This is a genomic window from Anaerohalosphaeraceae bacterium (genome assembly GCA_037479115.1).
In the GTDB taxonomy this organism is placed as follows: domain Bacteria; phylum Planctomycetota; class Phycisphaerae; order Sedimentisphaerales; family Anaerohalosphaeraceae; genus JAHDQI01.
The window spans coordinates 102455-127759 of sequence record JBBFLK010000001.1; the positions used below are offsets into that span (position 1 = coordinate 102455).

Genomic DNA, 25305 nt, shown 5'->3' on the forward strand with positions numbered 1-25305 from the left:
TGCAGGAGCAGCGGACGCTATGCAATACGCTGACGGCCCGGCTGCACGAGGCCGAACAGGCCCGGCAGATGCTCGAGCAGGAAAAGCAGATGCTTCAGGAGAAGCTGCGTCAGCAGGCCGACTCGTCGCAGGATGCGGTTCGTCAGCTCGAGGAAAGCCGTGCTTATCTGGCCTCTCTGCGGGAGGAATCACAGCGGCACCGCCAGCAAGCCGATGACCTGCGAAAGGCCCTTCAGGAGGCCCAGCAGAAACTTCAGCTGCAGGAATCGAGCCGAAGCCGCGCGGAAGAGCAAATAGCCCGACTGGAGGCGGAGGCGGCCGATTTGCGAACCTGTCTGCAGCAGGTGCTGGAGGAAAAGGTGGCCCTGCGGAAGCAGCTGACTTCGCTGGAAGAGTTTGAGACGCAGTATCTGGCCGCTGAACAGACGGCCCGGCAGCTCCAGCATACTCTGGAAGACCTGCAGGTGCGTCTGGAAGAGAAAAATCGTCTGCTCGAGCGCAGCGCCGCAGCCGAACAGCAGCTGCAGCAGCGGCTGGATGACCTGCAGGCCAAACTGGAGCAGAAAACCCAGCAGGCGGCCCAGATGCAGCAGCAGGAGGAGCATCTGCTTCGCCAGATTGAGGCCCACAGCCGCACGATTGAGCAGTCCCGTGCGGCTTATGAGCAGCTGGCGGAGGAAATGGAGCTGCGTCAGCAGGAATTTGAGAAGCAGTGCCGTCAGCGGGATGAGCAGATTGAGCAGCTGCGGGGACAGCTGACGGAAATGACCGGCCGGGCGCAGGAGTTTGAGCGGCTCAGCGTCCAGCGGCACGAAGAAAATCATCAGCTGCGACGGGCTCTGGAACGCAGTCAGGAACAGGCCGCAGACCTGCAGGCGCGGCTGAGCCGCTGCGAGGAAGACAATCAGTCGCTTCGTCGGCAGGTCGAGCAGCTGCAGGAAACCGTCGGGGTGCTGGCCGAGACGCAAAGCCAGCTGCAGAAGGCCCGCCGGTACATTGAATCGATGGAACAGATGCTGGCCCGCCAGACCGCCGAGCTGGAGGCCACACAAAAGCAGCTCAGCAAGCATGTGGAGTTTGCCCGGCAGCTGCAGATTCTCAGCCGGCAGTCCGAAGGCATCTGGGAGCTGCCTTCGATACGCCCGGCCGAACCGCCCAAGCCCGCGGAACCGGCTCCCAAGCCGCCGGTGCCTCCGATGGAGGGACCGCGCAATCAGCCCCTGACGGAGGAGCCGTGTCTGATTACCAGCTCGGCTGGCGCTTCGCCGGAATCAGCGGAGGCCCGAATTGCGGCCCTGCGCAATCAGCTGATGGAGCAGACGGAAAATCTGCGGCGGGCCCACGAGACGATTCGTCTGCTGCGGGAGCAGAAGCCGGTCAATCCCGCTCCGCAGGCCTCCGCGCCCGGACCAATCCCTTTATCGCTGAACGACAATGCCTCGGCGGAGGTATCCTGGATCAGCAAGCCGCCGGCCGAACGCCAGCAGGCCCGTGCGGCGGTCTGGCAGTTCCTCGAAGAGCAGGAGCGCAAAGCCGGTCCCAAGCCGGCCCCGATTCATATTCCGGCTGCGGCCCTTTCACATGCAAAATCAACCCAGAAGCCGCAGGCGGAGTCGGAAGAGCCGCACACCCCTCCGGCCAAACCGCAGGTCGCCGAACCCGATGAAAAGACCAAATCCTTATTCCGCAAGTTCGGTCTGCTGGGCGGCTGGGGCTCCGGGAAGTAGCGAAGCATTGTACGGTGTTTTTTCTGAGGCGGTCTTTTGACCGCCTTTTTTATTGGAGGGTTTTAATTCGCACAATAAGGCGGCGGCCAGAATAACCCCGCAGACCGCCATGAGCGGCACAAAACCGAAGCGGCTGAACAGGGTAATCGTCTCCATAATCGGCATATCAACGACGAAAAAGCCCGGACCTTCTTTGTAATGGTCAATTTGGGCAAGTATCCTTCCTTTCGGGTCAATGGCGGCACTGATGCCGCAGGCGGCGCCGCGGATAATTCCGTATCGACCTTCAATGGCTCGTGCCCGCACCGCCTGCAGATGCGGATAGCGGATGGTCTGCCAGTCGGCCGTCGGGCAGAGCACAATCGGGGTCTTCCATCGCCCGTAATACCGCGTCAGACGGGGAAAGTTGTCGTCCTGACAAATCAATCCGCCGACGGCAATGTCTTTGATATGAACGATTTTCAGTTCTCCGCTTCCGCCCCATCGCGGTTCCATCGGCGTCAGATAGGTTTTGGTGTATTCTTCGACAATCTCCCCTTCGGGCGACAGAAAGAACATGCGGTTTTTGTGTTCGGAGATGTTTAGGTATCCGACGGCCAGCCAAAGACGGCATTCCCGGGCAATCCGCCCGAACCGCTCCATCCATTCCTGCCGGTTGTGGTCTGCAATACAAAAGCCCAGCTCTCCGGTGGTAAAAAGCACGGCTCCTTGACGGGCGGCCTGCCGTGCCGGCTCGGCAAACAGTTTTTCAAATCCTTCGGTGCTGTGCGGGTCAATTTCGGCAAAGGTGTCGTCAAACACCCAGCCCGCCGCAGCCGCGCGAAGATGCCCGCTCGGTTTTTGCAGATAGAGTCCAATGTTCAGCATGCCCAGACCGAGCAGAATACCGGCCAGGGCTGCTGCGGCCTGTTTGCGGCCGTCGGGGCGGACCAGGAGATAGCTTGTCAGTCCCTGCAGGGTGCCCAGCACCAGCGGAACGCCGCAGATACCGGTTAACGAAATAAACTGGATCAGGGCCGGATAAGCCGTCCAGCTCCGCGCAAAGGATTGGCCTAGTCCCCAGATGGGCACGGCTGTGCAGGATGCCCAGTCTAACAGGGCCCAGAAGGCCCCGACGGCCAGCGAGCCGATGAGAGCTCCTCGACGCACAAGGAACGCACAGCCCAGACAAAACAGCGTCAGAATCGCGGTAAACCAAATCAGCAGACCGACGGTAACAAGCAAAGGCATTCGCAGGAGAAACATCTGCGGAATCGAAAAGGCCAGTCCCGTATAAAACCCGCACAGTGCGGCGGCCTTGGGTTTGAAGGTTTGCAGACTCAGCGTCAGCAGAGCAAGCAGAGCCAATGATTGCAAAAGACACAGAGGCCCATACACATTGCCCGCCATCAGCAGCAGACCGCCTGCGATTCCCGCTCCTCTATAAGCCCATTCTCTCCTGTCCATATCTGCCTCTTCGGGGATTGACAAAGCCTCCTGTTGCCTTTACATGAAAATAATCCGGAGGATTTTGTCCTGCAAGAAAAACCTGCCTCGGATTTTTCAGACAAAATCATTGTTTTTTTTCTTTCTTTGGATATGGTTTAATGCAGAATTGGAGGAAACACTTCGAAAATGACTTTTTCAGGAAAGGAGAGCCGTATGAGTCTGTGGAAGGAATTCAAAGCGTTTGCGATGCGGGGCAATGTGATTGACATGGCCGTCGGCATCATCATCGGGGCCGCCTTCGGCAAGATTGTCAATTCGCTGGTCAACGATCTCCTGATGCCGCCGCTGGGGATGCTGCTGGGGCAAATGGATTTCTCAGAGTTTTCGATTACGCTGCGGGATGCCGTGGTCTCCGAGACCGGGCAGGTGGTTTCGCAGGCCGTCAAAATCAACTACGGGATGTTCATCAACACGGTGATTAATTTCATCATTGTGGCCGCCGCCATCTTTGCCTTAATTAAAGTTATCAATATGGCCAAGAAGAAAGAAGAGGCGGCTGCACCGGCTCCGGCGCCGAGCAGGCAGGAGCTCCTGCTCGAAGAAATCCGCGACATTCTGAAATCCAGGTAAAATCCTCTGTCATTCCCGCGTCCCGTCCTTCGAAGCTTTCAGCGAAGAAGGAAGGCGGGAATCTGGAACGTTTGGTTTTGACGTCCAACCCGATAAAAGGGTCTGCTGGGGGCTTCAGGACATCCGGCGAATGCGGACTTCGATGTCCTTGTCCTCGGCCAGCAGCCGGACCAGTTCATTCGGGTCGGTCTGCCCGTAGTGATAGGGATAAAGCACTTTGGGGCGGAACATCCGGGCGGCCGCCGCGGTCATCTGAGGCGTCATCGTATAGGGCAGATTCATCGGCAGGAAGGCGACGGCGATATCGTTGAGATTCTGCATTTCCGGGATGTTTTCCGTGTCGCCGGCGATATAGACCCGTGTCTTGCCGAATGTGATGATGTAGCCGCTGCCCTGTCCTTTCGGGTGGAAGGGCTGGCCGTCCGGCCGTTTCTGAACCAGGTTGTAGGCGGGCACGGCTTCGATGTCCAGGTCCAGCAGTTTTTTCCTGTCGCCGTTTTTCATCACCAAACCGTTCGGGACGGTCTCCCGGCATTTTTCCGTGATGACTACGATAGTGCCGTCTTTTCCAAGCAGCTCGACCGCCTTGGCATCCAGATGGTCCCGGTGCTCGTGGGTAATCAGAATCAGGTCCGCCTTGGGCAGTTTTGTGTAGTCGGCCAGCTGGGTCCACGGGTCTATGTGGATGACCTTGCCGCCGCAGGTCATCATCAGCGTGCCGTGCCCGATAAAGGTAATGACCAAATCCCCCAGATCGGTCGGAAAGACATCGGTTTCGAAGGCCTTTTCCTGCTTTTGTGAGTCTTTCGGCTCATCCGCCGCCCGGGCGAAGGCAAAAAAGAACATTAGCAGGCAGGAAACAAGAAGAAAGACGGTTTCCCTTTTCATTTTATTCCCTCCTGAACGGAACAGTATGGATTGTCTTTTAAGGAAAAAAGAATGGTAAGTCATTTTTGGCTTGGAAATCAAGTTTTTTTGTCAGCGTTCTGCCAAATTGGCATAAGATGACGATTGCGGGGTGTGCATAAAATATTATCAATAAAGCAGATATGATTTCTCGCGGGGCTTGGCACAACCTTTGCACATCCCGAAGTCAAGCGATTTTGACAACAAAAAGAGGAGATCGAAATATGGCAAAAATTATCGGCATCGATTTGGGGACAACCAACTCTGTGGTGGCGGTGATGGAAGGAAGCACACCGAAGGTGCTGATTAACGCAAACGGCAGCCGACTGACCCCTTCGGTGGTGGCTTTCACCGAAAAAGGAGAACGTCTGGTCGGCCAGGCGGCCCGCCATCAGCAGGTCACCAACCCGAAAAATACCATTTACTCCATTAAGCGGTTTATGGGCCGACGGCACAGGGAAGTCAGCATGGAGGAAAAGATGGTTCCCTATACCATCGTCGGCGGGCCGGATGAACTGGTGAAAGTCAAGGTTCGAGATAAAGAATATACTCCACCGGAAATCTCCGCAATGATCCTTCAGGACCTCAAGAAAACGGCGGAAGATTATCTGGGCGAAAAGGTTACACAGGCTGTGATTACCGTGCCTGCCTATTTTAACGACTCCCAGCGTCAGGCCACAAAAGATGCCGGCACCATTGCCGGGCTGAAAGTGGAGCGGATTATCAATGAGCCGACCGCAGCGGCTTTGGCCTACGGTCTGGAAAAGAAGAAAAATGAGAAAGTAGCCGTCTTTGACTTCGGCGGCGGAACATTTGATATCTCGATTCTCGACATCGGAGATAATGTTTTCGAGGTCCTCAGCACCAACGGCGATACGCATCTGGGCGGCGACGACCTCGATGAAGTCCTGATTAACTATCTGGCCGAAGAGTTCCGCAAGACGGAAGGGATTGACCTGCGGCAGGACCCGATGGCTCATCAGCGGCTCAAAGAGGCCGCCGAAAAGGCCAAGTGCGAACTGAGCACCCAGGTTGAAACCACGGTCAATCTGCCGTTTATCACGGCGGACCACAACGGCCCCAAACATCTGAATATTACGATTACCCGCAGCAAGTTTGAAGCCCTTTGCGAACACGTGTTTGAAAAACTGAAAGCTCCCTGCTATCGGGCGCTGGAAGATGCCAAGCTGCGTCCGGAAGATATTCAGGAAGTCCTGCTGGTCGGCGGTTCGACGCGAATTCCGAAAGTCCAGCAGATTGCCCGGGAAATCTTCAAGCGGGAACCCAACAAGAGTCTCAACCCGGACGAGGTTGTGGCGATTGGGGCAGCGATTCAGGGGGCGATCCTGGCCGGCGATGCGGGCGTGAAGGATATTCTGCTGCTGGATGTGACGCCGCTGTCGCTGGGGGTCGAGACACTCGGCGGTGTGATGACCAAGCTCATCGAGCGGAATACGACGATTCCCACAACCAAAAAGGAGATTTTCTCCACGGCGGCGGACAACCAAACCAGCGTGGAAATCCACGTTCTGCAGGGAGAGCGTGAGTTTGCTCGAGACAACCGCACACTCGGACGCTTCCAGCTGACGGGGATTCCGCCGGCGCCTCGCGGAGTGCCTCAGATTGAGGTGACGTTTGATATTGACGCCAACGGAATCCTGAACGTCTCGGCCAAAGACCTCGGGACCGGCAAGGAACAGTCGATTGTGATTCAGTCCAGTTCCGGCCTGAGCAAGGAAGAGGTCGAGCGGATGGCCAGGGAAGCGGAAGCCCATGCGGCGGAGGATAAGAAGCGCCGCCAGGTAGTCGAGATGAAAAATCAGGCCGACCAGATGATTTACCAGACGGAAAAGCAGCTCAAGGAGTTCGGCGACAAGGTGCCGGCTGATGTACGAAGCCGGATTGAGTCGGCTATGAATAACCTCAAAGAGGCCATCAAAGGCGATGACGGCGAGGCGATTCGCCGGGCGCTGGACAACTTCAACAGTGAAGTGCAGCTGCTGGGCAAGACGCTGTATGAGGAAGCCGCCAAGCGGCAGGCCGCATCCGGCTCGGCAAAAACAGCCGGAACCCATACACCGCCTCCGGAAGGGGAGGTCCGACGAAAGGGTCCCGATGATGTGATCGATGCCGAGTTTGAGGCCAAATAGTCCACTCTGCCGTCAAGTTCCTGTCTGAAATGAAAAGCCGCTTTTTCAGGATTGAAAAGGCGGCTTTTTTCTTTTTCTTTGCTGCAAAACCCGCAGCCCATTTCTTTGTATTGTCCTAAAAAGTTTCGTGAAGTAGGATGCTCACCGGATTCGTAAGGAATCCGAACAAAGGTTCTCAGATAAAAAAGGAAGTTTTTGTCCCATAAAATCTTTTTTTCTCTTGACCTTTTGCGATTTTGTTCGTATAAAGAGAAACATCTGCGAGGGTGATGCCGTGTTGTATAAAAGAAGGGAGTCGAATATGGTAATACCCAAACCACGGCTCAGCGAGTTAAAGGCCCAAGCACCCCTGCTTATTATTTTTTCCCCTACCCCGGACCATCGCTGTTATCAAATGCAGGTCGAACAGCTGGAAAGCATTCGTCTGGCGATGCAGGACTGCCGTCTGACGGTGGCGGAGATTTTTGAGCAGGGACAGGGACGGATTGGTCAGGCTGACCTTCCTGCTGATGGGTGTGCCCGGTTTCGCGAAAAGTTTCATATTTGTCCGGGCCAGTTTAAGGTCTTTCTGGTCGGCAGCGATTCGGAGGTGCATCTGGTTTCTGAAGACTGCATCTCCTGGCAGGAGCTGCTGATGCGGGTGGACAACGCGGCCAAGACCTTTACCCCGAGCATTTGACTTGCTGTCAGTCAAGGCCGAAGGCAAGATGGTCATGCGGAGAAAGGGGGCATTTTAAAACCGGTTTTTTGTAAACCGGTTTCTTTTTTTTCAGTAGAATATAAGAGATTGTAAAAAGGAAAGTTAGAGTTTTCGAAAAACAGTTGTACCGTTTGTTACGATTCGGTACAATATTTTGGAACGAGAAACAAGATATACTTTGGAGATTATAGACATGTGCGATTCATGCGGCTGCGGGCAAAAGAGTTTTGAAACGAGAGTATCCGAGGTGATTGATTCCATCCGTCCGATGCTCCAGAATGACGGCGGGGATATTGAATTGGTTGGTGTTGATGCGGACCATAAGGTACGTGTGCGGCTTCAGGGGGCCTGTAGAGGGTGTCCGGGGGCCAGAATGACCCTGAAAATGGGGGTTGAGCGGCTTCTGAAACAGCGGGTGCCGGAAGTCAAAGAAGTGGTGGCAGTCGAATAAGGACGCAAAGAATCGGTTTTTCCGGCAGTCGTTCTGTTTATTTTGGAACAGGATTTACAAATGGCCCCAGCCGAAAAGGCGGGGCCATTTTGTTTTTTGGATTTGGGAGTATTTTAGCTCTGAGTAAAAAAGAGGTTTCAGATGTTCATTAACGAACATCTGAATCTTAATTTCTTTATCCGTTCTTTTTTGGAGAGGCTTTTTTGTTCCATTGGGAGCAAGAAAGGAAGCCGGCAGGCTTTTTAGGATAGCGTTTGTTGTTGACGAAGTGCAAAGAGACAGAGTAGGATTGCGGGGCCAACAGGGCAGGAGAATAAGGCAGTTTGTTTTTCCGCCGCGCTGTCTGTCGGCGGCGAATAAAGCGGAATAAGTGAACAGAGGTATGGAGAAGAAGGAGGTTTTCTTATGGAGGAAGAGAGGGCGGGACATCGAATCCTCAAGGCTGGGTTTCTTCTGCTTGCGGCGTTGTTTGCGGCGACGAATCTCGCCAAGTTTCTCCATGAAATCGGACATGCCCTCGGCGCCTGGAGCACCGGCGGCACCGTGCATGGAGTTGTCATTCACCCCTTTTCCTGGTCTTATGCGATTATCGTTTCCCCTCGTAATGATATAACGACCTGGGCCGGCTCTGTTCTGGGCAGTCTTTTCGGGATTCTGATTACTCTTTCTGTGTTCAAATGGCGCAGCGGCCGTCTTCTGATTCCTCTGCTGGTTGGTCCCGTTGCCTGCCTTTGCAACGGGAGTTATCTGGTGCTGGGAAGTGTTTTTCATCTGGCCGGGGACGGTTCCATTCTGGCGGCCCGGTATGCACCCGCCGGCGCTGTGGCCGCCGTCGGACTGCTGATGCTCTGTGCGGGGATGCTGTTGGCGGTTCTGATTATTCCGGAGCTCGGGTTTGGTGCGGCTGACGGCATTGTTCATCGAACAGCGGTCTTGGCCATTGGAATTCTCCCCTATGAATTGGTCATTCTGGGGGTGCAGTATTTTGGGCATCGGCAGGGGCTTCGGTTTTGGCTGTTTTCTGCGGCGGCGGCCTGTATCGGACTGCTGGTTTTTGCCGGATTGTCTTTTTGGCTTCAGCAAAGACTGTCCGGGCTCAGAAACCGGCCGCCTGCGAGAATCAGCCGGCGTGCAGTGCTGGCCCATCAGGGAATTGCCGTTTTTCTGCTGGCTGTTCTGCTGATTCAGCTGGGATATAAAGAGGAGATTTTGTTCAGTTTCCAGATGAAACGTCCCGAAGGGTTTCCGGAAGAACTGGTGCCGCCGGACTGGGCGGAGGAAGCTTCCTATGGAGCAGCGTCTTCTGCTTGTTTGCTTTCTTATCGATATACAGAACAAGACCATCCGTTTGAACAGGTCCAGGGCTTCATTCATACTCATCTGCAGAATCACGGCTATCAGAAACTTCGCTATCACCTTTCTGATCCGAATCAGATTCTTTCGGACGAGTGGATTTGCCGGCCTTTACAGGGAAAAGAGGAAAAAGAGACCTTTCCGTCAGTACAGGTATGCAAGTTCTCCGAGCAGTGGCTCAAACTGGATGATTTGAGTCCTCGCTGCATCCGGGTTGAGTTTACCAAACTGATTGATCCCGAGGAGACTGAATCTCCGGAAGTGATTGTAATCCTTACGTACTATGAAGTGCTCTGGCCGGTTATTCGTGATTATCTGAAGGAGTGTGAAGAACTGTACGGGGAGGAGGACAGGCGGTCGGGGAATCAGGAAGGGCTCAAGAAGAATTAAGAGTTGAGAATTAAGAATGAAGAAAAAGCGGGAGCCAAAATTTCCTCTGTCGGTTGGCGGAAAATCTCAGCGAGAAAAATAGCCCCGGGCGCAAGCCCGGGGAAGATGGGGATAGGGGTTTCTTTCTCTTTTTCCCGCCCTTGCGGGCGGGGCTATTCTGTTTTCGTTCTTCGGTGAAGCTTCGAAGGACTAGTCGGGGAAAGGCCTGGATTCCCGCCTGCGCGGGAATGACTCGGGTTTTTGCGGGAATGATTTTATGAAAGCGGGAACAGTAGAGGAAAGCGGGAATAATAGAGGAAAGCGGGAATAATAGCGGAAAGCGGGAATAATAAGAAAGCGGGAATAATAAGAAAGCGGGAAGAGCGAAGAGAAACGAAAAGGACAAGATTAAATTTTATTTGACGTCTCTTTTCCCCGCCCTTGCGGGCGGGGCTGCTCTTCCGGCTCTTGGTGTCCTCCTTCACGAAAGATTCGGCGGATAGGGGGGAGCAGACGGAGGGCGGAAGAAGGCGGTTGAAAAGGCCGACGGCAGTCAGTACAATCCAAGCCCGTATGCTCGGAAACCGGAGGGGCCGAGCTGTCTGTACCGATGAACGGACGACGCGTGCCATTGACGGCAGTGCCAAACAGAACGGGAACCGCTTTCGTCTTGGGAGCGGGCGAACTTCTTTGAAACGGGACAGTTATGCATTTGGCAAAGCATCCGGAACGGATTTACGGGGGCGACACCTGGACCATCATAGAGGAAGGGTTTCATCCGGAAAAACAGCGGCTCAGCGAATCGATTTTTTCCCTGGGAAATGAGTACATGGGGGTGCGGGGCTATTTCGAGGAGGGCTACAGCGGCGACCATCTGCTGGGCAGTTATTTCAATCATCTCTACGACTACCTGCCGATTCAGCATGACCAGTTTTTCAAGGGGATGATTACCCGCGGCGGTGCGATGATTACAGCCGTGGACTGGCTGTACACACGCATCCGAATTGACGGAGAGCCGCTGGACCTTGCCATCTCGCGTGTGAGCGGCTTCCGGCGGATTCTGGATATGAAGACGCTGGTCTATACGCGGGAGTTTGTCTGGCATCTGTCGTCCGGCCGGCAGGTTCAGATAACGTTTACGCGTTTTCTGAGTCTGGACATAACGAAAATGGGCTGCCAGCGGATTGTTTTGAAACCGCTGAATTTTTCGGGACAGGCCGAGGTTGTGCTCGGGCTTGATTTTAATCCCCGCTATGAAATTGCATCCGGCTGGACGCAGACGCAGACGACCGGTTCGGCGGATTCGGCGAAAGGGGAGAATTTCTGGCGGGAGGTCCGGAAGGATTCGGACGAGGCGGGGTGCCGGATTCTGGCCCAAACCAAGGGAACGGGTTTTCCGCTGTTTTCCGGCTTTCGGATGCGAACGGGGCGGCCGGTTTGTCCGCGGGTGCAGAGCCGGGAGAAGTTTATCGGCCTTGAATTTTCTCTGCCGCTGGAGGAAAACCAGCCGGCCTGGATTGAAAAAATCGCTGTCAATCACTGGGAAAAGAACAGCGATGCCGAGGCAGTGTGGAAGCAGGGGTGTGCTCTGGCTGCCAAATACACAGACGTAACGTTTGAGGAAGCCCGCCGGCGGCATGCGGCGTTTCTGGAGCGGGTTTGGGACCGTTTCGGGATTGATATCGAGGGGGATGACGAGACGCTGCAGGGGGTGCGGTTTTCCATCCTGTCTTGCTATCAGACCTATCACGGAGAGAATCCGCGGCTGAATCCGCTGTGCAAGGGGATGACGGGGGAGGTGTATTTCGGCTGGGCGTTCTGGGATACGGAAATCTACTGCCATCGGTTTCATTTGTTTGCCAATCCTCAGGCGGCGAAGAATCTTCTGATGTATCGCTACCACACCCTGCCGGAGGCGCTTCGGCGGGCAAGGGACCTGGATTGCCGGGGGGCACGCTATCCGTTCGCTACGGTTTCGGGGTACGAGGACTCGGGGACCTGGCAGCATGTGGATTTGGAGCATCATATCAGCGGGGCGGTCGGGTATGCGATTTGGCAGTATGTTCATGTGACCGGCGACAAGGAGTTTCTGTATCGGGAAGGCATCGAGATGCTGCTTCAGATATCCCGATTTTTTGCCAGTGCGGGGGATTGGAGTCCTTTGAACGGGGATTTCGGTCTGTATGGGGTGATGGGGCCGGATGAGTTTCATATGATGGTTAACCACAACTTCTACACCAATTACCTGGCCAAGAAGATTTTCCTCTATACGCTGGAGGTGCTGGAGGAGATGAAGCGCGAAGCGCCGGACCGATATGAGGCCGTTGTTCAGAAGGTGGGGCTGGAGGCGGGCGAACCGGAGGACTGGAGACGGATGGCTGAAAAGATGCGGATTCATCAGGACCCCAGGACGGGCGTTTTTGAGCAGCACGCCGGCTACTTTGACCTGCCGCATGTGGAGGTGGATAAGATTCCGATGAGCGAGATTCCCATTTACAAGAACTGGGCGTATATCCGCATCTTTCGGAAAAATATGATTAAGCAGCCGGATGTGCTGAATCATATGTTCTTCTTCAGTGAGGATTTTACACCGGCCCAGAAGCGGGCGAATTATGAGTTTTACGAAGCGCGGACGATTCACGAGTCGTCTTTGTCGCCGTCGCTGCATTCGATTTTGGCGCTGGAATTGGGAAAGGCCGAGGAGGGCTATGCGTTTTTCACGTATGCGGCCCGGCTGGACCTGGACAACTACAACCGCAATACGGAGCAGGGGCTTCATGCCACGTCGGCGGCGGGGGTGTGGGCGAATCTGGTTTGCGGATACGGCGGGATGCGCAGCGACGGTGCGGTGCTGTCGTTTCGGCCGCAGATTGCCGCGGCCTGGAGGCGGTACCGATTCCAGGTGCATTATCGGGGGCGTCTGATTGAAGCGGACGTGGACAGGACGCAGGCGAGGTTTCGGCTGAAAGAAGGCGACCCTGTGGAGATTAAGATTTATGATCGGGTGTATCGGATTGATTCGGCCGGCGTGCGAGTGCCTTTGAGGTCTGAGCCGGCGGAAGAAAGGAGATGAGCGATGAGACTTTTTCGGTGGATTGTGCCGGCGGCAATAGCGGCAATCGGCTTTGCAGATGCGTTTGCGTTTTCCCCGTATGAGAACTATCTGCTGTCGGGGAGACCTACCTTTGCGGGGCTGCTGGCGCGTGCCAGGGCGGGGCGGGAGGCCCAGCTGGCCGAGGGACTGTTGAAGGTCTGCACGGACAGGGAGAATGTCCGGATGCTGCGGGCGGGGATTTCGAATCCGGCGGCGTTTCGGCGGCAGATTCAGGGCGAAACCTGGTTTCTGGTGGTGTTTCAGTATGCAGGCGGAAAACCCTATCTGACGGCGGCGGAGGCCTTTGAGAGCATCACGCCGGAGCTGAAGGAGCTGATTGAGCCCCATCCGCGGGCGGTGCGGTACGGGCGGTGCTGGCTGCAGGCGGAATGGATTAATTATATCCGAGGGCTGAATGTGGAGGGGACTCCGTCGCAGGTTCTTTCGATGGTGACGACGATTCGGCCGGACAAGGAAGCGGAATACCGCAGTCTGCACCAGACCGTCTGGCCGGGGGTGGTGGACCAGATGATTCGGGGGAACAATCGAAACTTCTGCATCTTTCTGGCGGAAATCGGGGATACGCTGTATGAGTTTTTCTATCTGGAGTATATGGGGACTGATTTTGCCAAGGATGACCGGATGAACCAGCAGGACCCGGTCAATCAGCGGTGGTGGGCCCAGACGGGTCCCTGTCAGAAGCCGCTGCCGGGGGAAAAGGAGATTTGGGCACCGATGATGCCGATAGCCGATTCAGCGGCCCCAAAGGAGTCCAAAAATGGCTGAGCCGGCGTGGATTTTGGCGGCCGGAGTTGTGATGCGTCCGCTGGATATGTGGGTGTTCGGAGGGTATTTGGCGGCGCTGCTGGCCATCGGCGGTTTTGTGAGTTATCGGCGCCGCCGGAGTGAGGATTTGTTTCTGGGGGACCGGTCGATGGGGTGGGGGAATGTGGGCTTGAGCATCTTCGGCACGAACATCGGCCCAACGTTTTTAATCGCCACGTGCGGCGCCGGCTATACGACGGGGATGGTGACGGCCAATTTTGAATGGATGGCGTGGGTCTTTCTGTTTCTGCTGGGCACGGTTTTTCTGCCGTTTTACCTGCACACGAAAATCTCCACGATGCCGGAGTTTCTGAAGAAGCGTTTCGGGCCGGGCTGCTATACCTTTATGACGTTTTACTCCCTGCTGGGGATTGTTGTGTTATGGATTGGGGGGACGCTGTTTGCCGGCGGGGCGCTGTTGTCGCAGTTTCTGGGGTGGGACCTGATGCCCTGTGTGTGGCTGCTGGCGGCTGTATCGGCCAGTTTCACAATTGCCGGCGGGCTGGCGGCGGTGATGGTGACGGATTCATTTCAATCCGTTCTGATGATTGTCGGAGCGGCACTTTTGACTGTTATTGCGGCAAACCGGCTGGAGTCCTTTGCTGCACTGACACAGATTCGATGCAGTTCTGTGCCGGCGGAGCTGACATGGAAGCTGCTGCATCCGGCCGGTGCAGACAATCCCTGGTATGCGTTTGTGCTCGGGTATCCGGTTTTGTCGCTGTGGTTCTGGTGTTCGGACCAGACGATTGTGCAGCGGGCTCTGGGGGCGCGGGATTTAAAGCAAAGCCAGGGGGGTACGTTGTTTGCGGCGTTTCTGAAAATCCTCCCGCCGTTTCTGTTTCTGCTACCGGGGATTCTGGCGGCAAGGCTGCTGCCGGGGATACCGGATGACAAGCAGGTGTTTCTGAGGATGGTCAGCACCTTTCTGCCGAGCGGTCTGGTTGGATTGATGATTTCGGTTTTGGTGGCCGCCGTGATTTCGACGCTGGATTCGGGGCTCAATTCCTTCAGCACGATTTTTACGCTGGATATCTACAAACGCTGGATTGCGCCGACGGCGTCGGAGCATCGGACCAAGCAGGTGGGCCGCATCACTACATTTGCGGCGGCGCTGCTGGCGGTCGGAATTGCCTGGTTTCTGAGCCGGGTGGAGGGAACGAATCTGTTTAATCTGTTTCAGGGGATTATTGGGTATATGGCTCCGCCGGTGGCGGCGGTTTTTGTGCTGGGGATTTTCTGGAGGCGTTCGACGGCGAAGGCGGCCCTGCTGACCCTGATGGTCGGCTCGGCGGTTTCCCTGACTATCGGGATCTGCGATATTACCAGCATTTTTGCTAACGAGAAAGGGGAGGATATTTTCCCGCACTTTCTTCTGCTGTCGTTTTATTTGTTCGTCGGAATCGGGCTTTTTATGATGCTGGTTTCTCTTCTTACGCGGCACAGTGCTTCGGAAACGCCGCTGCCGACGCTGCACCAGACGTATCGGGAAAATCCGGGTTTGGGACTGCCCGGTTTTCTTGGATGGGGAGTTCTGGCGGCGGTGATGGTTGGTTTGTATCTGTTCTTTCAGTTCGGGATGGGCGCACAATGAGCCAGCAAAACAAAAGAGCGGCGTTTGGGTGGGTGCAAGCCGGCGTTCTGGGGTTTCTGACGGTGATTCTGGGGGCCGGCTGTGCCGTTGTGCCGACGTCGGGGCCGACGGAGTTTTATGTTGCGCCGGATGGGGATGACCGAGCGGACGGGACGGCGGAGCGGCCGTGGCGGACACTGGAGCAGGCGAGGGACCGGATTCGACAGCTTAACAAAACGATGCAGCAGGATATTGTCGTCTATCTTCGCGGCGGGCTGTATCCGCTGGAGAAGCCCTTTGTGCTGGGGCCCAGCGATTCGGGTACGAACGGGCACTGGATTTGCTATCGGGCGTATCCGGGGGAAAAGCCGGTCTTAAGCGGAGCGGTTCGGGTGACGGGCTGGCAGCGGCATGAAGGCGATATCTGGAAGGCGCCGCTGGTGCGGGACCGAAAGCTTCGGGCTTTGTATGTCAACGGCAAAAGGGCCGTCATGGCCCGAAAGACCGAGGGGGTAGTTGCTCAGGGCGGGTACGGAACATTCGTCATTACCGGCCGGGAGCCGTGGGCGTCCGCATCCGGGTCTCACCCTGCCGGGATTCGATTTCGGGCGGAGGATGTCGGCGTCTATAAAAATCCTTACAATGTCGAGCTGGTTCAGACGAATGTCTGGAGCGAGCCGATTGTGTGCGTCAGCCGGATGTTTGCCGAAGACGGCCATACAGTCGCTGTGCTTCAGCAGCCGTATGGGGCGATTGCAATGAATATGAGCTGGGTGCCGTTTCGGGCTGTCCCACGTCCCGACCGTCCTATTTATATTCGCAATGCGTTTGAGCTGCTGGATGAGCCGGGGGAGTTTTACTTCGACCAGCAGGAGCAGATGCTGTACTATTATTCCCGCGGAGAGGATATGACGACGGCGGAGGTGTATGCCCCGGCTGTTGAGGGACTTGTCCGCATTCAGGGCGAGGGCGTTTCCCGTCGCGTGCAGAATGTTGAGTTTTACGGGCTGACGTTTGCGTATGATGATTACCTGCTGTCTTCTCTGGGGGACTCCCGCGGGTGGGTGAGCGTGCAAAGCTTGAGTCAGTTTACGCGGTATATTCCGGAGGGCAACTGGCATCGCAATCATTACAACGACATTACGATTCCCAAAGGGACGGTCAACGTGTGCAATGCGGAGCGGATCCGGTTTGAGCGGAATCGCTTTGAGCATCTGGGCAGTGCGGCGGCCCTGAGTTTTGAAAATGATGTGTCGGACGCCGAGGCGGTCGGCAACACCTTTCTTGACCTGATGGGGACTTCGATTAATGTCGGACATCCTCAGCATTACCAAATCGGGGATGGGGAGCAGTTTCCGCCGGGCGTCGAGGAAGTCTGCAAAAATATTCTGATTGCCAACAACTATGTTCGGGATGTGTGTCTGGACTTTCGGCAGGTGGAGGGGATGACCGGCTTTTTTGTCCAGAATGTCAAGATTGTTCACAATGAAATCCGTGATACGCCGTATGGGGGTCTGGCGCTGGGGTGGTGGTGGGGCAATGCCGGGATTCCCGCTTCGACGACAGCCAAAGAGAATAAGATTCTGTACAACCGGATCGGCCGTACGCATCGGGCACTTCGCGACGGCGGGATTCTTTATGTGCTGGGAGAACAGCCCGGTTCGGAGATAGCCTTTAATTACCTGTATGACGGGCCTCGGTGCATTTATCCGGATGACGGGTCGGCATACTGGAGGATTTATCAGAATGTGATTCTCAACAGGCCCGGTTTTTCGGATGATCGGGAGGGATTGTGGCTGCATATCTGGACGCCGGCCTGCCGGGATATGGAGATTGACCGCAACTATGTGAAGGCGGACCGTTTTCGCTGTGAAGGGACGCGCTGTACGATTACGCGAACGATTGTGGAACCGGAAACGCCGCCCTGGTCTCCGGAGGCCCAGGCGATTGCGGATGCCGCCGGACTGGAGGCCGCCTATCAGGATATCCGGCCGTCTTCAGAAAAGGATGAATCGAGACGTTAGACTATGAAACCGCTTTGGAAGACGAATTGGCCCAAGACCCGTCAGCATTTTCTGGACTGGTGGGCGGGCCGCGGGCTGGTGCTGGGAAGCTGGGGTACGGGGCTTGACGGTGACGGCCCGCCTCACGAGGATGTTCCTCCGCCCGCGGCGGCGGCCGATGCGGAACAGTACCATACGGACCCGAATCGGGTTGCGGAACGGATTCATTATGAAATGGCGCACAAGGTCTGGCCGGCGGATATGCTGCCGGCGGCCTGGCCGGATATCGGCACGGTGACGCTGGCGCCTTTTCTGGGGGCAATCCCAAAGTACGAAAAGGAGAACATCTGGTATCATCCGTGCATTGCCGACCCGGAAACCCATCCGCCGCTTCGGTACAATCCGGATGCCCCTTACAGCCGGATGCTGAAGGCGGTCCTTCGCGCAACGGTCGCCCGCAGCGGAGGGCATTATTTTGTAGGGATGCCTGCAATCATTTCCAACCTGGATGTGCTGGCGGCGGTGCGCGGGACGGAAAATCTGCTGGTGGATATGCTCGAGCGTCCGGCGTGGGTTCATCAGAAGCTGCAGGAGATTGAAACGGCGTACCGGCAGGTGTTTGATGAGCTGTATGAAATTCTCAAAGACGAAGACGGGAGCATGGCCTTCGGCTATTTTATGCTGTGGGGGCCGGGGAAAACGGGGCTGCTTCAGTGCGATACAGCGGTGATGATTTCGCCGAAGATGTTTGACGAGTTTGTTGTGCCGTATCTGAAGCAGTCCGTGGAGTTTCTGGATTATTCGATGTTTCATGTGGACGGGCATCAGTGTCTGGCGTGTGTGGATTCGCTGCTGGCCATTGAGGGGCTGAAGGCGATTGAATGGACGCCGGACCCGCAGGTGCCGCCGGGGGGCTCGCCGCACTGGTATGACCTGTACAAAAAAATCCTCCGGGCGGGCAAGGCCGTGTGGGCGGCCAATCTGGATGCGGAGGAGGTAATACCGCTGCTGGATGCCGTCGGGCCCAAGGGAGTGTATCTGACGGTGACCACCGCCGGCGGCAAGCCCATTACGGCTCGTCAGATGGAAGAACTTGCCGACAAGATAGAACCCTACCGCACCTGAAGGAGCGCGCTTACATTCGTCCCGGCGGAATACCGACGTCGCGCGGCGGCACTTTTGTTTCGGCAGGAATAACGCCGAGAATCAAATAGCTGCCCGGGCTGCGCGGGTCGAAGGTGATTTCGCCGGCCGGGAAGGTGAAGATGTGGATATTGACGCCGGGCGTTTGTTCAATTTGCAGGGCGTTCTGCAGGGTGCATTCGACACCGCCGTATTTGGCGGCCTGACTGTCGAGGTCCGGATTGGGCGGTTTGGCCCAGATGGACCGGTCTTCCTTGAAATAACCGACAAGAATCTGCACGGGTGTTTGGGTTTTCAGGCGGATGGGACTGAGCTGCCCGTTTTTGCCGGCCGTATGGGACAGTCGGATGCCGGTGAGGCCTTCGAGTTCCTGTGCCAGCTGGAGGATGCGGTAGTCGCGGTCGAGGAAGGGTTTGGCGCCGACACGCACTTCGTACGTTTGACAATCTTTGCTGAGGAGTTCAAAGGGGACGCTCTGAAGACGGGGGATGCTTTGAACGGTCTGCGGTTTGCCGTCGGACAGTTCGGCCAGGCGTGCCCGAAACTCCTCCAGTTCCTTCTCGTAGAGCGGCAGCATATGCTCCCAGTGATAGTAGTAGGGGATGTCGCCTTTCATTCCCCGGATGGGGATGCGGCGGTGGCCTGTTTGAAGACTGTTGGCGTAGCGGTAGAATCGGCTGGTCCGCTCCGTCAGGGCCCGGTAGAATTCGAGACTTTTTTGGAGGTGTTCTTCGGCTTTGCGCATGCGGTCCGGATTGCGGCTGTAGTTGTAATCGAGGACCAGCAGAGCCGCCCGGACCTTTTCGGCATAGAAGCGGCTCATCAGGTCGATGCAGGCGATGTCATTTCGAAGCCGTTCGAACTCCTCCTGATTACGGGTGACGGAGGGAGCCGCCTTTTCAATCGCCTGCACGGCTGCTTCGGAGCGGCGGACGGCTTCTTCGATGACTGTGACGGGGGTTTCGCCTTCGTGGGGTTCGCCGGCCCATTCTTTTCGGGCATATTCGTCCAGCCGTTCGCCGGGCGGGGCAAACCATTCCCACAAGCCGCTGACGGGATTATAGGGAGTGGGGTTGACCAGCTGATCGAGGAACATCCCCAGCGAGAGGGTCTGGCGGTTGCCTTCGGTGATGCCGAAGCGTCGGAGCAGCAGGGGAGCACAGTATCCGGATTCATTGTAGGCCGTCAGGATGCATTCGGCCGCCTCAGGGGTTCCGTAGCAGTCGGTCAGCCGCCGGAGCCAGTACTGCCGGTCCTGCTGCGGGTCTCGGTCCATCCGCCATAGGTAGCGGGCCCATGCCTCAAACCAAATCCAGTCCCGCTGAATCTGTTTGAGATACGGGTTGGTTTTGTCGGGGGAATGAGGCCAGTCCCAGTAAGTCAGGGGGTAGAGATGCACGCCCTGCGCCCCCAGGCGCTGTCGGCAGGCCAGCACGCAGCGGCGGATAAAATCTGTTGCTCCATAGCGGAAGGGCTCCAGGTTGGAAAGCAGATGGATGTTGACCACATGGGCGGACCCGAGACGGCTCATATCCAGATGCACCTGCTGCCAGCGTCCGCGCGGCTCGTAGGTGGTGAGGGATTCGCCGTTGTACTTGGCCATGGTATAGAGATTTGTGTAGTGTTTTAAGGCGGACTCCATCAGCTGCTGGACGTTTCCGACGGCATGGGCCCGGATGATAATCGGGGGTTCTTCGGTTTGGCCGAGGGCGGCCATGGCGTCTTTGACGGCGGGGATGATGGTTTCATTCAGCCAGGCCTCCTGGTTTTCCTGTCCGCGCAGGGCCTCACCCAGACAGACCAGCAGTCCCACATGGGGGTAGGTTTTGATGAACTGGGTGATGGATTTGCGGTTGTAGTCGGCAGTCAGCGGGGTGGGGGCGGCGTGCTGGGTGGGGATGTTGTGGTGTTCGGCAAAGGGTTTGGAGACGAAGATGTTGTAGAACATCTGGATGACCCAGATGCCGCGTTTGTCCGCTTCCTCCGTCAGGAAACGGTACATCTCTGCGTTGCGCTGATAGACTTCTTCGGAAACCTCGAGGGCATAGGGATAGTCCTCGAGCTTGACCAGGGAGGCGAAGGGATGGCCGTTCCACAGGTATAGGGTGTTCATCCGGTTGTCCACGAGGAAATCGAGAAACTCCAGCCACTGGTTCTTGTCGTAAAAGAAGGGGAAGTTGTCCGGGGTGTAGGGATATTCATAGGTTTCCCGGCCCGGCAGGAGATAGGTCAGCTGCATTCCGATGCAGGGGCCGCGGAGGCGGAAGTCGGGTGCATCGGTGATGTCGAGGGTTTGCGGCCATCGGCCGGCTTCTTTGACTCGGTCGATGAGCTCGAGGGCTCCATAGAGGGCTCCGGAATCGCCGAAGCCGTGAATGCGGTACGTTCCCCGCTCATCGCGGTAAAGACGAAAGCCTTCGGGAGATTTGCCGCCTTCGATTTTGTTCAGTTTGTCGCTGGACAGAAGAATGCGGGCGGGACCGAATCGGCTCAGTGTTTCCTGCAGCCGCCGGGAGGCGTACAGAAGCCGGGGGGAGGGCTGTCCCGTGATTTCGATGGACAAAGCGGCGGTCTTTTCCTGTCCAAGGGGGGCTTGTGTTTCCGCGGCAAGGACTGCCGCAGCACTTATCACCAACCCGATTGCTGCCGTAAGAAACTGCTGCTTCATGGTCTATGCCCCTGTTCGTGTTGTCTGCTGCTGCCGCCGTCCGGAGAATTCAGGAGCCCTCCGCAAGTCGATGGGATTCGCGGTATTCTCGGGGCGTACAGTGACAGAGTTCTTTAAAGGAGGTATTGAAACGGCTCAGCGAGTTGAAGCCGGATTCGAAAGCGATGTCCAGTACTTTTTTGTTGGTTGTAACCAGCAGACGCTGGGCGTGCTGGACGCGGTGCTGGATGATGAAGGTATTCATCGTAACGCCGAAGGTTTTTTTGAAGGCATAGGCCGCATAGTCCGGATGCAGACCGACGGCGGCGGCGATGTCCGCCAGATGAATCGGTTCGGTATAGTGCTGGGCGATAAATCGGGCCATCGTTTCGATTTTGCTGAAATTCTGCGTGCCGACGTGCCGCAGCGAGCTTTTGGAGGGGGACGCGTCAGCCGGCTCTTTGCAGTTGTCCAGGTTCATGGCCATCCGCAGCAGACGGGCCTTGATTTCCAGCAGGACGATTTCCCGGGTGGCGGCGGCATTCTGATTGATGTCCTCAAACCATTGTTCGAACAGATGTTTGTCGGGGACCCGGCTGGACGGTTCGGGCTCCTGGAGGATTTGTCCGTTCAGAACCTGCGAGGCAAATTTTTCCGGCATTCCCCAGCTGAGCATCCAGGGCAGCGGAATCGTAATCACATAGTACGATTTGAGTTTTGAAAAATCGACGATTTGATGGGGCACGGCCGCCCAGAAGAGAGCGAGGGTTCCGCCGCGGATGGTGACGCGTTCCCCCCAGAACAGATAAGTGAGGGTTCCTTTTTCAAAAAAATTGATTTCGATTTCGGAATGCTTGTCGGGGCGGCTCATCAACATGGGTTCCCACATTTCACAGGTGAACCCGTACGGCGTGAACTCTTTCCGGTTTGGGTTGAAGTGTTTCATGGACCTAAATATATGGTAAGTTATTTCGAAAATCAAGGAGGAATCTGCCGGATTTCAATTTTACGATAGAAATCAGTACAAGCGAAAACAGGTGAGAAGAGAAATCAGCGGAGGCCCAAAAAACCCCTGTGAAAGGGGAAAAGGGATGTTCCGTTTTTACAAGGTACTATGTACGCAGATGACAGAAAACAAACAGCCGGACAGAAGAATCGATGTTGGCTGAATCTTCTGCTCTTCTTTCCATTTTTGGGGTCCGGAGGGTCTTGTTCTCTTGTGTCCGCATTGATTCGATCAGAGAAGGGCTCGGCAGTCTGAAGGATGCGCTATGAAAATCATGCAAAAGAAAATCACCTTTGGGGTTCTTGTAGGGACTCGGAATATTTTTAATGCCGAATTGGCCATAGAGCAGCGGAAAAAGGTGCTTTCGGTGCTTCAGGAGCTGGGGTACGGAGCCGTGATACCGGATGCGAAGGCGACGAAGGCCGGAGCGATTGAGACGCGGGCGGATGCCAAGATTTGCGGGGAGCTGTTTAAGGCCCGGCGGGATGACATTGACGGGATTCTTGTCATCCTGCCCAATTTCGGGGATGAATTGGGGGTTGCAGAAACCCTGAAACTGGCGGACTTGAAGGTGCCGGTTTTGGTCCAGGCATGCAATGATGAAATAGACAAAGTGGATGTAAAAAGCCGGCGGGACGCTTTTTGCGGCAAGATTTCGGTCTGCAACAATCTGTACCAGTATCAGATTCCGTTTACGGACACCACGGAGCATACGTGCGATATTGACAGCGATGTTTTCAGGAAGGATCTGCGTTTTTTTGCCGCGGTGTGTCGGGTGGTTAAAGGGCTTCGAACGCTGCGGGTCGGGGCGTTCGGGACGCGTCCGTGGGCGTTTCAGACGGTTCGCTTCAGTGAAAAAATCCTGCAGGCGGCGGGCATTACAGTGGTTCCTGTGGATTTATCAGAGGTAATTGCGCGGGCTCAGAAACTGGATTCGCTGTCTGCGGCGGTCCAGACCAAACTGACAGCCATCCGGAAATATGGGCGGATTCCGGCGGATGTGGGGGCCGAGAGTGTGCTTCGGCAGGCGAAGTTGTCGGTGGTGTTCGAGGAGCTGATGGAGGAGTATGAACTGGATGCCAGTGCGATTCAGTGCTGGAGCTCCATTGAAAATCACTATGGGTGTGCGACGTGTCTGTCGATGTCGATGATGGGCCAGCGGCATCTTCCCAGCGCCTGTGAAACGGATGTAACGGGAGCGGTTTCGATGGCGGCCCTGCTGCTGGCAAGCGGTTCGGTTCCGGCCCTGCTGGACTGGAACAACAATTTCGGTCAGGAGCGGGATAAATGCGTCTGCACGCACTGCAGCAATTATCCCAAGTCGTTTATGGGAAATGAGGTTGAAATCTCCAAGCTGGATGTGCTGGGGACCGTGCTGGACCGCGAACGGTGTTTCGGGGCCGTCAAGGGCAAAGTGGCCCCGGGACCGATGACGTATTTCCGAATTTCCACAGATGATGTGAAGGGCCGAATCAAGTCTTATCTGGGAGAGGGGCGGTTTACCGACGATTCGTTCGGGATGGACGGGGGCATTGCGGTCTGTCAGGTGGACAACCTGAGAGCCCTGCTGAGGCATATCTGCCAAAACGGGTTTGAGCATCATGTGGCAATGGCGCGGTCTCATTGTGCACAGGTTCTCCAGGAGGCGGTTTCCAAGTATTTGGGCTGGGATTTGTATTATCACCGGTAAAGGCAAGCCGGAGGGAATTTCGAATTTGCGGAAGAACGGTCAAAAGGCAATCAGAGGTGCGGCAGCGGCCCTGCTGATTTGGTTTGGGGGAATCAGTGGGTGGGGACAGCCCGTCACCGTGGAGCAGTGGGGCGTCTTTGAGGTGTCGTTTGCGGGGCCTGCCGAAGGGAATCCCTTTGCGGATGTGGAGCTGACGGCAGCCTTTCGGCAGGGGGACAAGACGCTGACGGTTTCGGGCTTTTACGACGGGGACGGGGTGTACCGCATTCGGTTCAGTCCTCCTGCAACAGGAGAGTGGACCTATACGACACAGAGCAATCGGCCGGAACTGGCGGGGAAAACAGGCACGCTGAAGGCCGTTGAGCCGAGCAAGGGCAATCACGGGCCGGTCCGGGTTGCCCACACGTTTCATTTTGCCTATGCGGACGGGACACCCTATCGGCCGATTGGAACGACTTGTTATGCCTGGATTCATCAGCCGCCGGAGCTTCAGGAGCAGACGCTAAAGACGCTGGCGGAATCGCCTTTCAATAAAATCCGCTTCTGCGTATTTCCCAAATGGTATGCCTACAATCGAAGTGAGCCGCTCTTGTATCCGTTTGAAGGCACGCCGCCGTCCCGGTGGGATTTTGCGCGGTTCAATCCAGCCTTTTTCCGTCATCTGGAAAAACGGATTCAGCAGCTCAGTGAAATGGGGATTGAGGCGGACCTGATTCTGTTTCATCCGTACGATCAAGGGCATTGGGGATTTGACCGAATGCCGAAGGAGGCGGATGACCGCTATCTTCGATATGTGGTTGCACGGCTGGCGGCCTTTCGAAATGTGTGGTGGTCGATGGCCAATGAGTTTGATTTTATGAAGGAAAAGACCCCGGAAGACTGGGACCGCTTTTTCCAGATTGTGCAGCGCTGCGACCCGTACGAGCATCTGCGTTCCATTCACAACGGCACGGTTCTGTATAATCATACAAAACCCTGGGTGACGCATGCGAGCATCCAGAACGGCTCGGCGGTGGAGGACTTCGGGCGGGCGGTTCTGTATCGGGATGTCTATGTCAAGCCGATTGTGTTTGATGAAGTGAAATACGAGGGCAATCTGCCGCAGCGATGGGGAAATCTTTCGGCGGAGGAAATGGTTCACCGGTTTTGGGAGGGGACCATTGCGGGCACCTATGTCGGGCACGGCGAGACGTATTTGGAGCCGAATGACGTTATCTGGTGGGCCAAAGGGGGTGTTCTGCGGGGGCAGAGCCCGTCGCGGATTGCTTTTCTTCGCCGGATTCTGGAAGAAGGGCCCGCGGAAGGTCTGGAACCGATTGACAAATGGCAGAACTATCCGTTTGCGGGCAAACGCGGGGAATACTATCTGGGGTATTTCGGCCGTCAGCCGCTTTCGGAATGGCCGTTTGAATTGTACCGGGCGGGGCTTTCGGATGGAATGAAGTTTCGGGCGGAGGTGATTGATACGTGGAATATGACGATTACGCCGGCGGACGGCGTCTTTGAAATCAGGAAACGAGATAACTATACGTTTGTGGACAAAGAGGGGCGTTCGATTACGCTGCCGGGAAGGCCTTATATGGCGATTCGCATTCGCCGGATTGAATGAA

General features: G+C 56.1%; 17 protein-coding genes. 13 read left to right on the forward strand and 4 right to left on the reverse strand.

The annotated features are described in order from the left end of the window. Positions 1-1727, forward strand: a 1727-nt coding sequence (locus WHS88_00455) for a hypothetical protein (GenBank protein ID MEJ5258642.1), incomplete at its 5' end; no start/stop codon positions are given. On the opposite strand, the gene WHS88_00460 is transcribed toward WHS88_00455, so the two are convergent. After that, positions 1680-3173: a nitrilase-related carbon-nitrogen hydrolase gene (locus WHS88_00460; GenBank protein MEJ5258643.1), complete on the reverse strand. Its 1494-nt coding sequence runs from the start codon at positions 3171-3173 to the stop codon at positions 1680-1682. The two genes, WHS88_00455 and WHS88_00460, sit on opposite strands and share 48 nt — an antisense overlap. Positions 3174-3368: 195 nt before the next feature. Between WHS88_00460 and mscL the strand changes: the two genes are divergently transcribed. Beyond that, positions 3369-3785 (forward strand): large-conductance mechanosensitive channel protein MscL, encoded by a 417-nt coding sequence (gene mscL, locus WHS88_00465; GenBank protein MEJ5258644.1) that lies wholly within the window; start codon positions 3369-3371, stop codon positions 3783-3785. A 114-nt stretch (positions 3786-3899) separates the two neighbouring features. On the opposite strand, the gene WHS88_00470 is transcribed toward mscL, so the two are convergent. Beyond that, positions 3900-4673, reverse strand: coding sequence for an MBL fold metallo-hydrolase (locus tag WHS88_00470; protein ID MEJ5258645.1), 774 nt, complete (start codon positions 4671-4673; stop codon positions 3900-3902). A gap of 242 nt (positions 4674-4915) precedes the next feature. Between WHS88_00470 and dnaK the strand changes: the two genes are divergently transcribed. From dnaK to WHS88_00515, 9 genes are all read left to right on the forward strand, one after another. Next, positions 4916-6841, forward strand: coding sequence for a molecular chaperone DnaK (gene dnaK, locus WHS88_00475; GenBank protein MEJ5258646.1), 1926 nt, complete (start codon positions 4916-4918; stop codon positions 6839-6841). A 301-nt stretch (positions 6842-7142) separates the two neighbouring features. Next, complete coding sequence (locus WHS88_00480) at positions 7143-7520, forward strand: DUF4174 domain-containing protein (protein MEJ5258647.1); 378 nt, start codon at positions 7143-7145, stop codon at positions 7518-7520. A gap of 214 nt (positions 7521-7734) precedes the next feature. Beyond that, positions 7735-7992 carry a NifU family protein gene (locus tag WHS88_00485; GenBank protein ID MEJ5258648.1) on the forward strand — a complete coding sequence of 86 codons (258 nt, stop codon included), beginning with the start codon at positions 7735-7737 and terminating at the stop codon, positions 7990-7992. A 405-nt stretch (positions 7993-8397) separates the two neighbouring features. Continuing rightward, positions 8398-9735, forward strand: coding sequence for a M50 family metallopeptidase (locus WHS88_00490; protein ID MEJ5258649.1), 1338 nt, complete (start codon positions 8398-8400; stop codon positions 9733-9735). A 685-nt stretch (positions 9736-10420) separates the two neighbouring features. After that, positions 10421-12787 (forward strand): glycosyl hydrolase family 65 protein, encoded by a 2367-nt coding sequence (locus WHS88_00495; protein MEJ5258650.1) that lies wholly within the window; start codon positions 10421-10423, stop codon positions 12785-12787. A 3-nt stretch (positions 12788-12790) separates the two neighbouring features. Beyond that, positions 12791-13594, forward strand: coding sequence for an L-rhamnose mutarotase (locus WHS88_00500; GenBank protein ID MEJ5258651.1), 804 nt, complete (start codon positions 12791-12793; stop codon positions 13592-13594). Next, positions 13587-15227: a sodium/solute symporter gene (locus WHS88_00505; protein ID MEJ5258652.1), complete on the forward strand. Its 1641-nt coding sequence runs from the start codon at positions 13587-13589 to the stop codon at positions 15225-15227. The genes WHS88_00500 and WHS88_00505 overlap by 8 nt, the downstream gene beginning before the upstream one ends. Next, positions 15224-17230 carry a hypothetical protein gene (locus WHS88_00510; protein MEJ5258653.1) on the forward strand — a complete coding sequence of 669 codons (2007 nt, stop codon included), beginning with the start codon at positions 15224-15226 and terminating at the stop codon, positions 17228-17230. Before WHS88_00505 ends, WHS88_00510 begins: the two co-directional genes overlap by 4 nt. A 3-nt stretch (positions 17231-17233) precedes the next feature. Beyond that, positions 17234-18334, forward strand: coding sequence for a hypothetical protein (locus tag WHS88_00515; protein MEJ5258654.1), 1101 nt, complete (start codon positions 17234-17236; stop codon positions 18332-18334). A 10-nt stretch (positions 18335-18344) separates the two neighbouring features. On the opposite strand, the gene WHS88_00520 is transcribed toward WHS88_00515, so the two are convergent. Both WHS88_00520 and WHS88_00525 read right to left on the reverse strand, forming a co-directional pair. Further along, the gene (locus tag WHS88_00520) at positions 18345-21020 is read right to left on the reverse strand and encodes a hypothetical protein (GenBank protein MEJ5258655.1); all 2676 of its coding nucleotides are present in this window, start codon (positions 21018-21020) and stop codon (positions 18345-18347) included. Positions 21021-21069: 49 nt separating this feature from the next. Then, positions 21070-21888 carry a helix-turn-helix domain-containing protein gene (locus tag WHS88_00525; GenBank protein MEJ5258656.1) on the reverse strand — a complete coding sequence of 273 codons (819 nt, stop codon included), beginning with the start codon at positions 21886-21888 and terminating at the stop codon, positions 21070-21072. A gap of 382 nt (positions 21889-22270) precedes the next feature. Between WHS88_00525 and WHS88_00530 the strand changes: the two genes are divergently transcribed. Continuing rightward, entirely contained in the window at positions 22271-23695 is a 1425-nt protein-coding gene (locus WHS88_00530; GenBank protein ID MEJ5258657.1) for a hypothetical protein, read from the forward strand. A 25-nt stretch (positions 23696-23720) separates the two neighbouring features. Further along, positions 23721-25304, forward strand: coding sequence for a DUF5060 domain-containing protein (locus WHS88_00535; GenBank protein ID MEJ5258658.1), 1584 nt, complete (start codon positions 23721-23723; stop codon positions 25302-25304). Position 25305 lies beyond the last annotated feature (1 nt).

Bases quoted from the DNA above. Each gene is read 5' to 3' on its own strand.
- WHS88_00460 (MEJ5258643.1), bottom strand. From the start codon at position 3,173: ATGGACAGGAGAGAATGGGCTTATAGAGGAGCGGGAATCGCAGGCGGT.
- mscL (MEJ5258644.1), top strand. From the start codon at position 3,369: ATGAGTCTGTGGAAGGAATTCAAAGCGTTTGCGATGCGGGGCAATGTG.
- WHS88_00470 (MEJ5258645.1), bottom strand. From the start codon at position 4,673: ATGAAAAGGGAAACCGTCTTTCTTCTTGTTTCCTGCCTGCTAATGTTC.
- dnaK (MEJ5258646.1), top strand. From the start codon at position 4,916: ATGGCAAAAATTATCGGCATCGATTTGGGGACAACCAACTCTGTGGTG.
- WHS88_00480 (MEJ5258647.1), top strand. From the start codon at position 7,143: ATGGTAATACCCAAACCACGGCTCAGCGAGTTAAAGGCCCAAGCACCC.
- WHS88_00485 (MEJ5258648.1), top strand. From the start codon at position 7,735: ATGTGCGATTCATGCGGCTGCGGGCAAAAGAGTTTTGAAACGAGAGTA.
- WHS88_00490 (MEJ5258649.1), top strand. From the start codon at position 8,398: ATGGAGGAAGAGAGGGCGGGACATCGAATCCTCAAGGCTGGGTTTCTT.
- WHS88_00495 (MEJ5258650.1), top strand. From the start codon at position 10,421: ATGCATTTGGCAAAGCATCCGGAACGGATTTACGGGGGCGACACCTGG.
- WHS88_00500 (MEJ5258651.1), top strand. From the start codon at position 12,791: ATGAGACTTTTTCGGTGGATTGTGCCGGCGGCAATAGCGGCAATCGGC.
- WHS88_00505 (MEJ5258652.1), top strand. From the start codon at position 13,587: ATGGCTGAGCCGGCGTGGATTTTGGCGGCCGGAGTTGTGATGCGTCCG.
- WHS88_00510 (MEJ5258653.1), top strand. From the start codon at position 15,224: ATGAGCCAGCAAAACAAAAGAGCGGCGTTTGGGTGGGTGCAAGCCGGC.
- WHS88_00515 (MEJ5258654.1), top strand. From the start codon at position 17,234: ATGAAACCGCTTTGGAAGACGAATTGGCCCAAGACCCGTCAGCATTTT.
- WHS88_00520 (MEJ5258655.1), bottom strand. From the start codon at position 21,020: ATGAAGCAGCAGTTTCTTACGGCAGCAATCGGGTTGGTGATAAGTGCT.
- WHS88_00525 (MEJ5258656.1), bottom strand. From the start codon at position 21,888: ATGTGGGAACCCATGTTGATGAGCCGCCCCGACAAGCATTCCGAAATC.
- WHS88_00530 (MEJ5258657.1), top strand. From the start codon at position 22,271: ATGAAAATCATGCAAAAGAAAATCACCTTTGGGGTTCTTGTAGGGACT.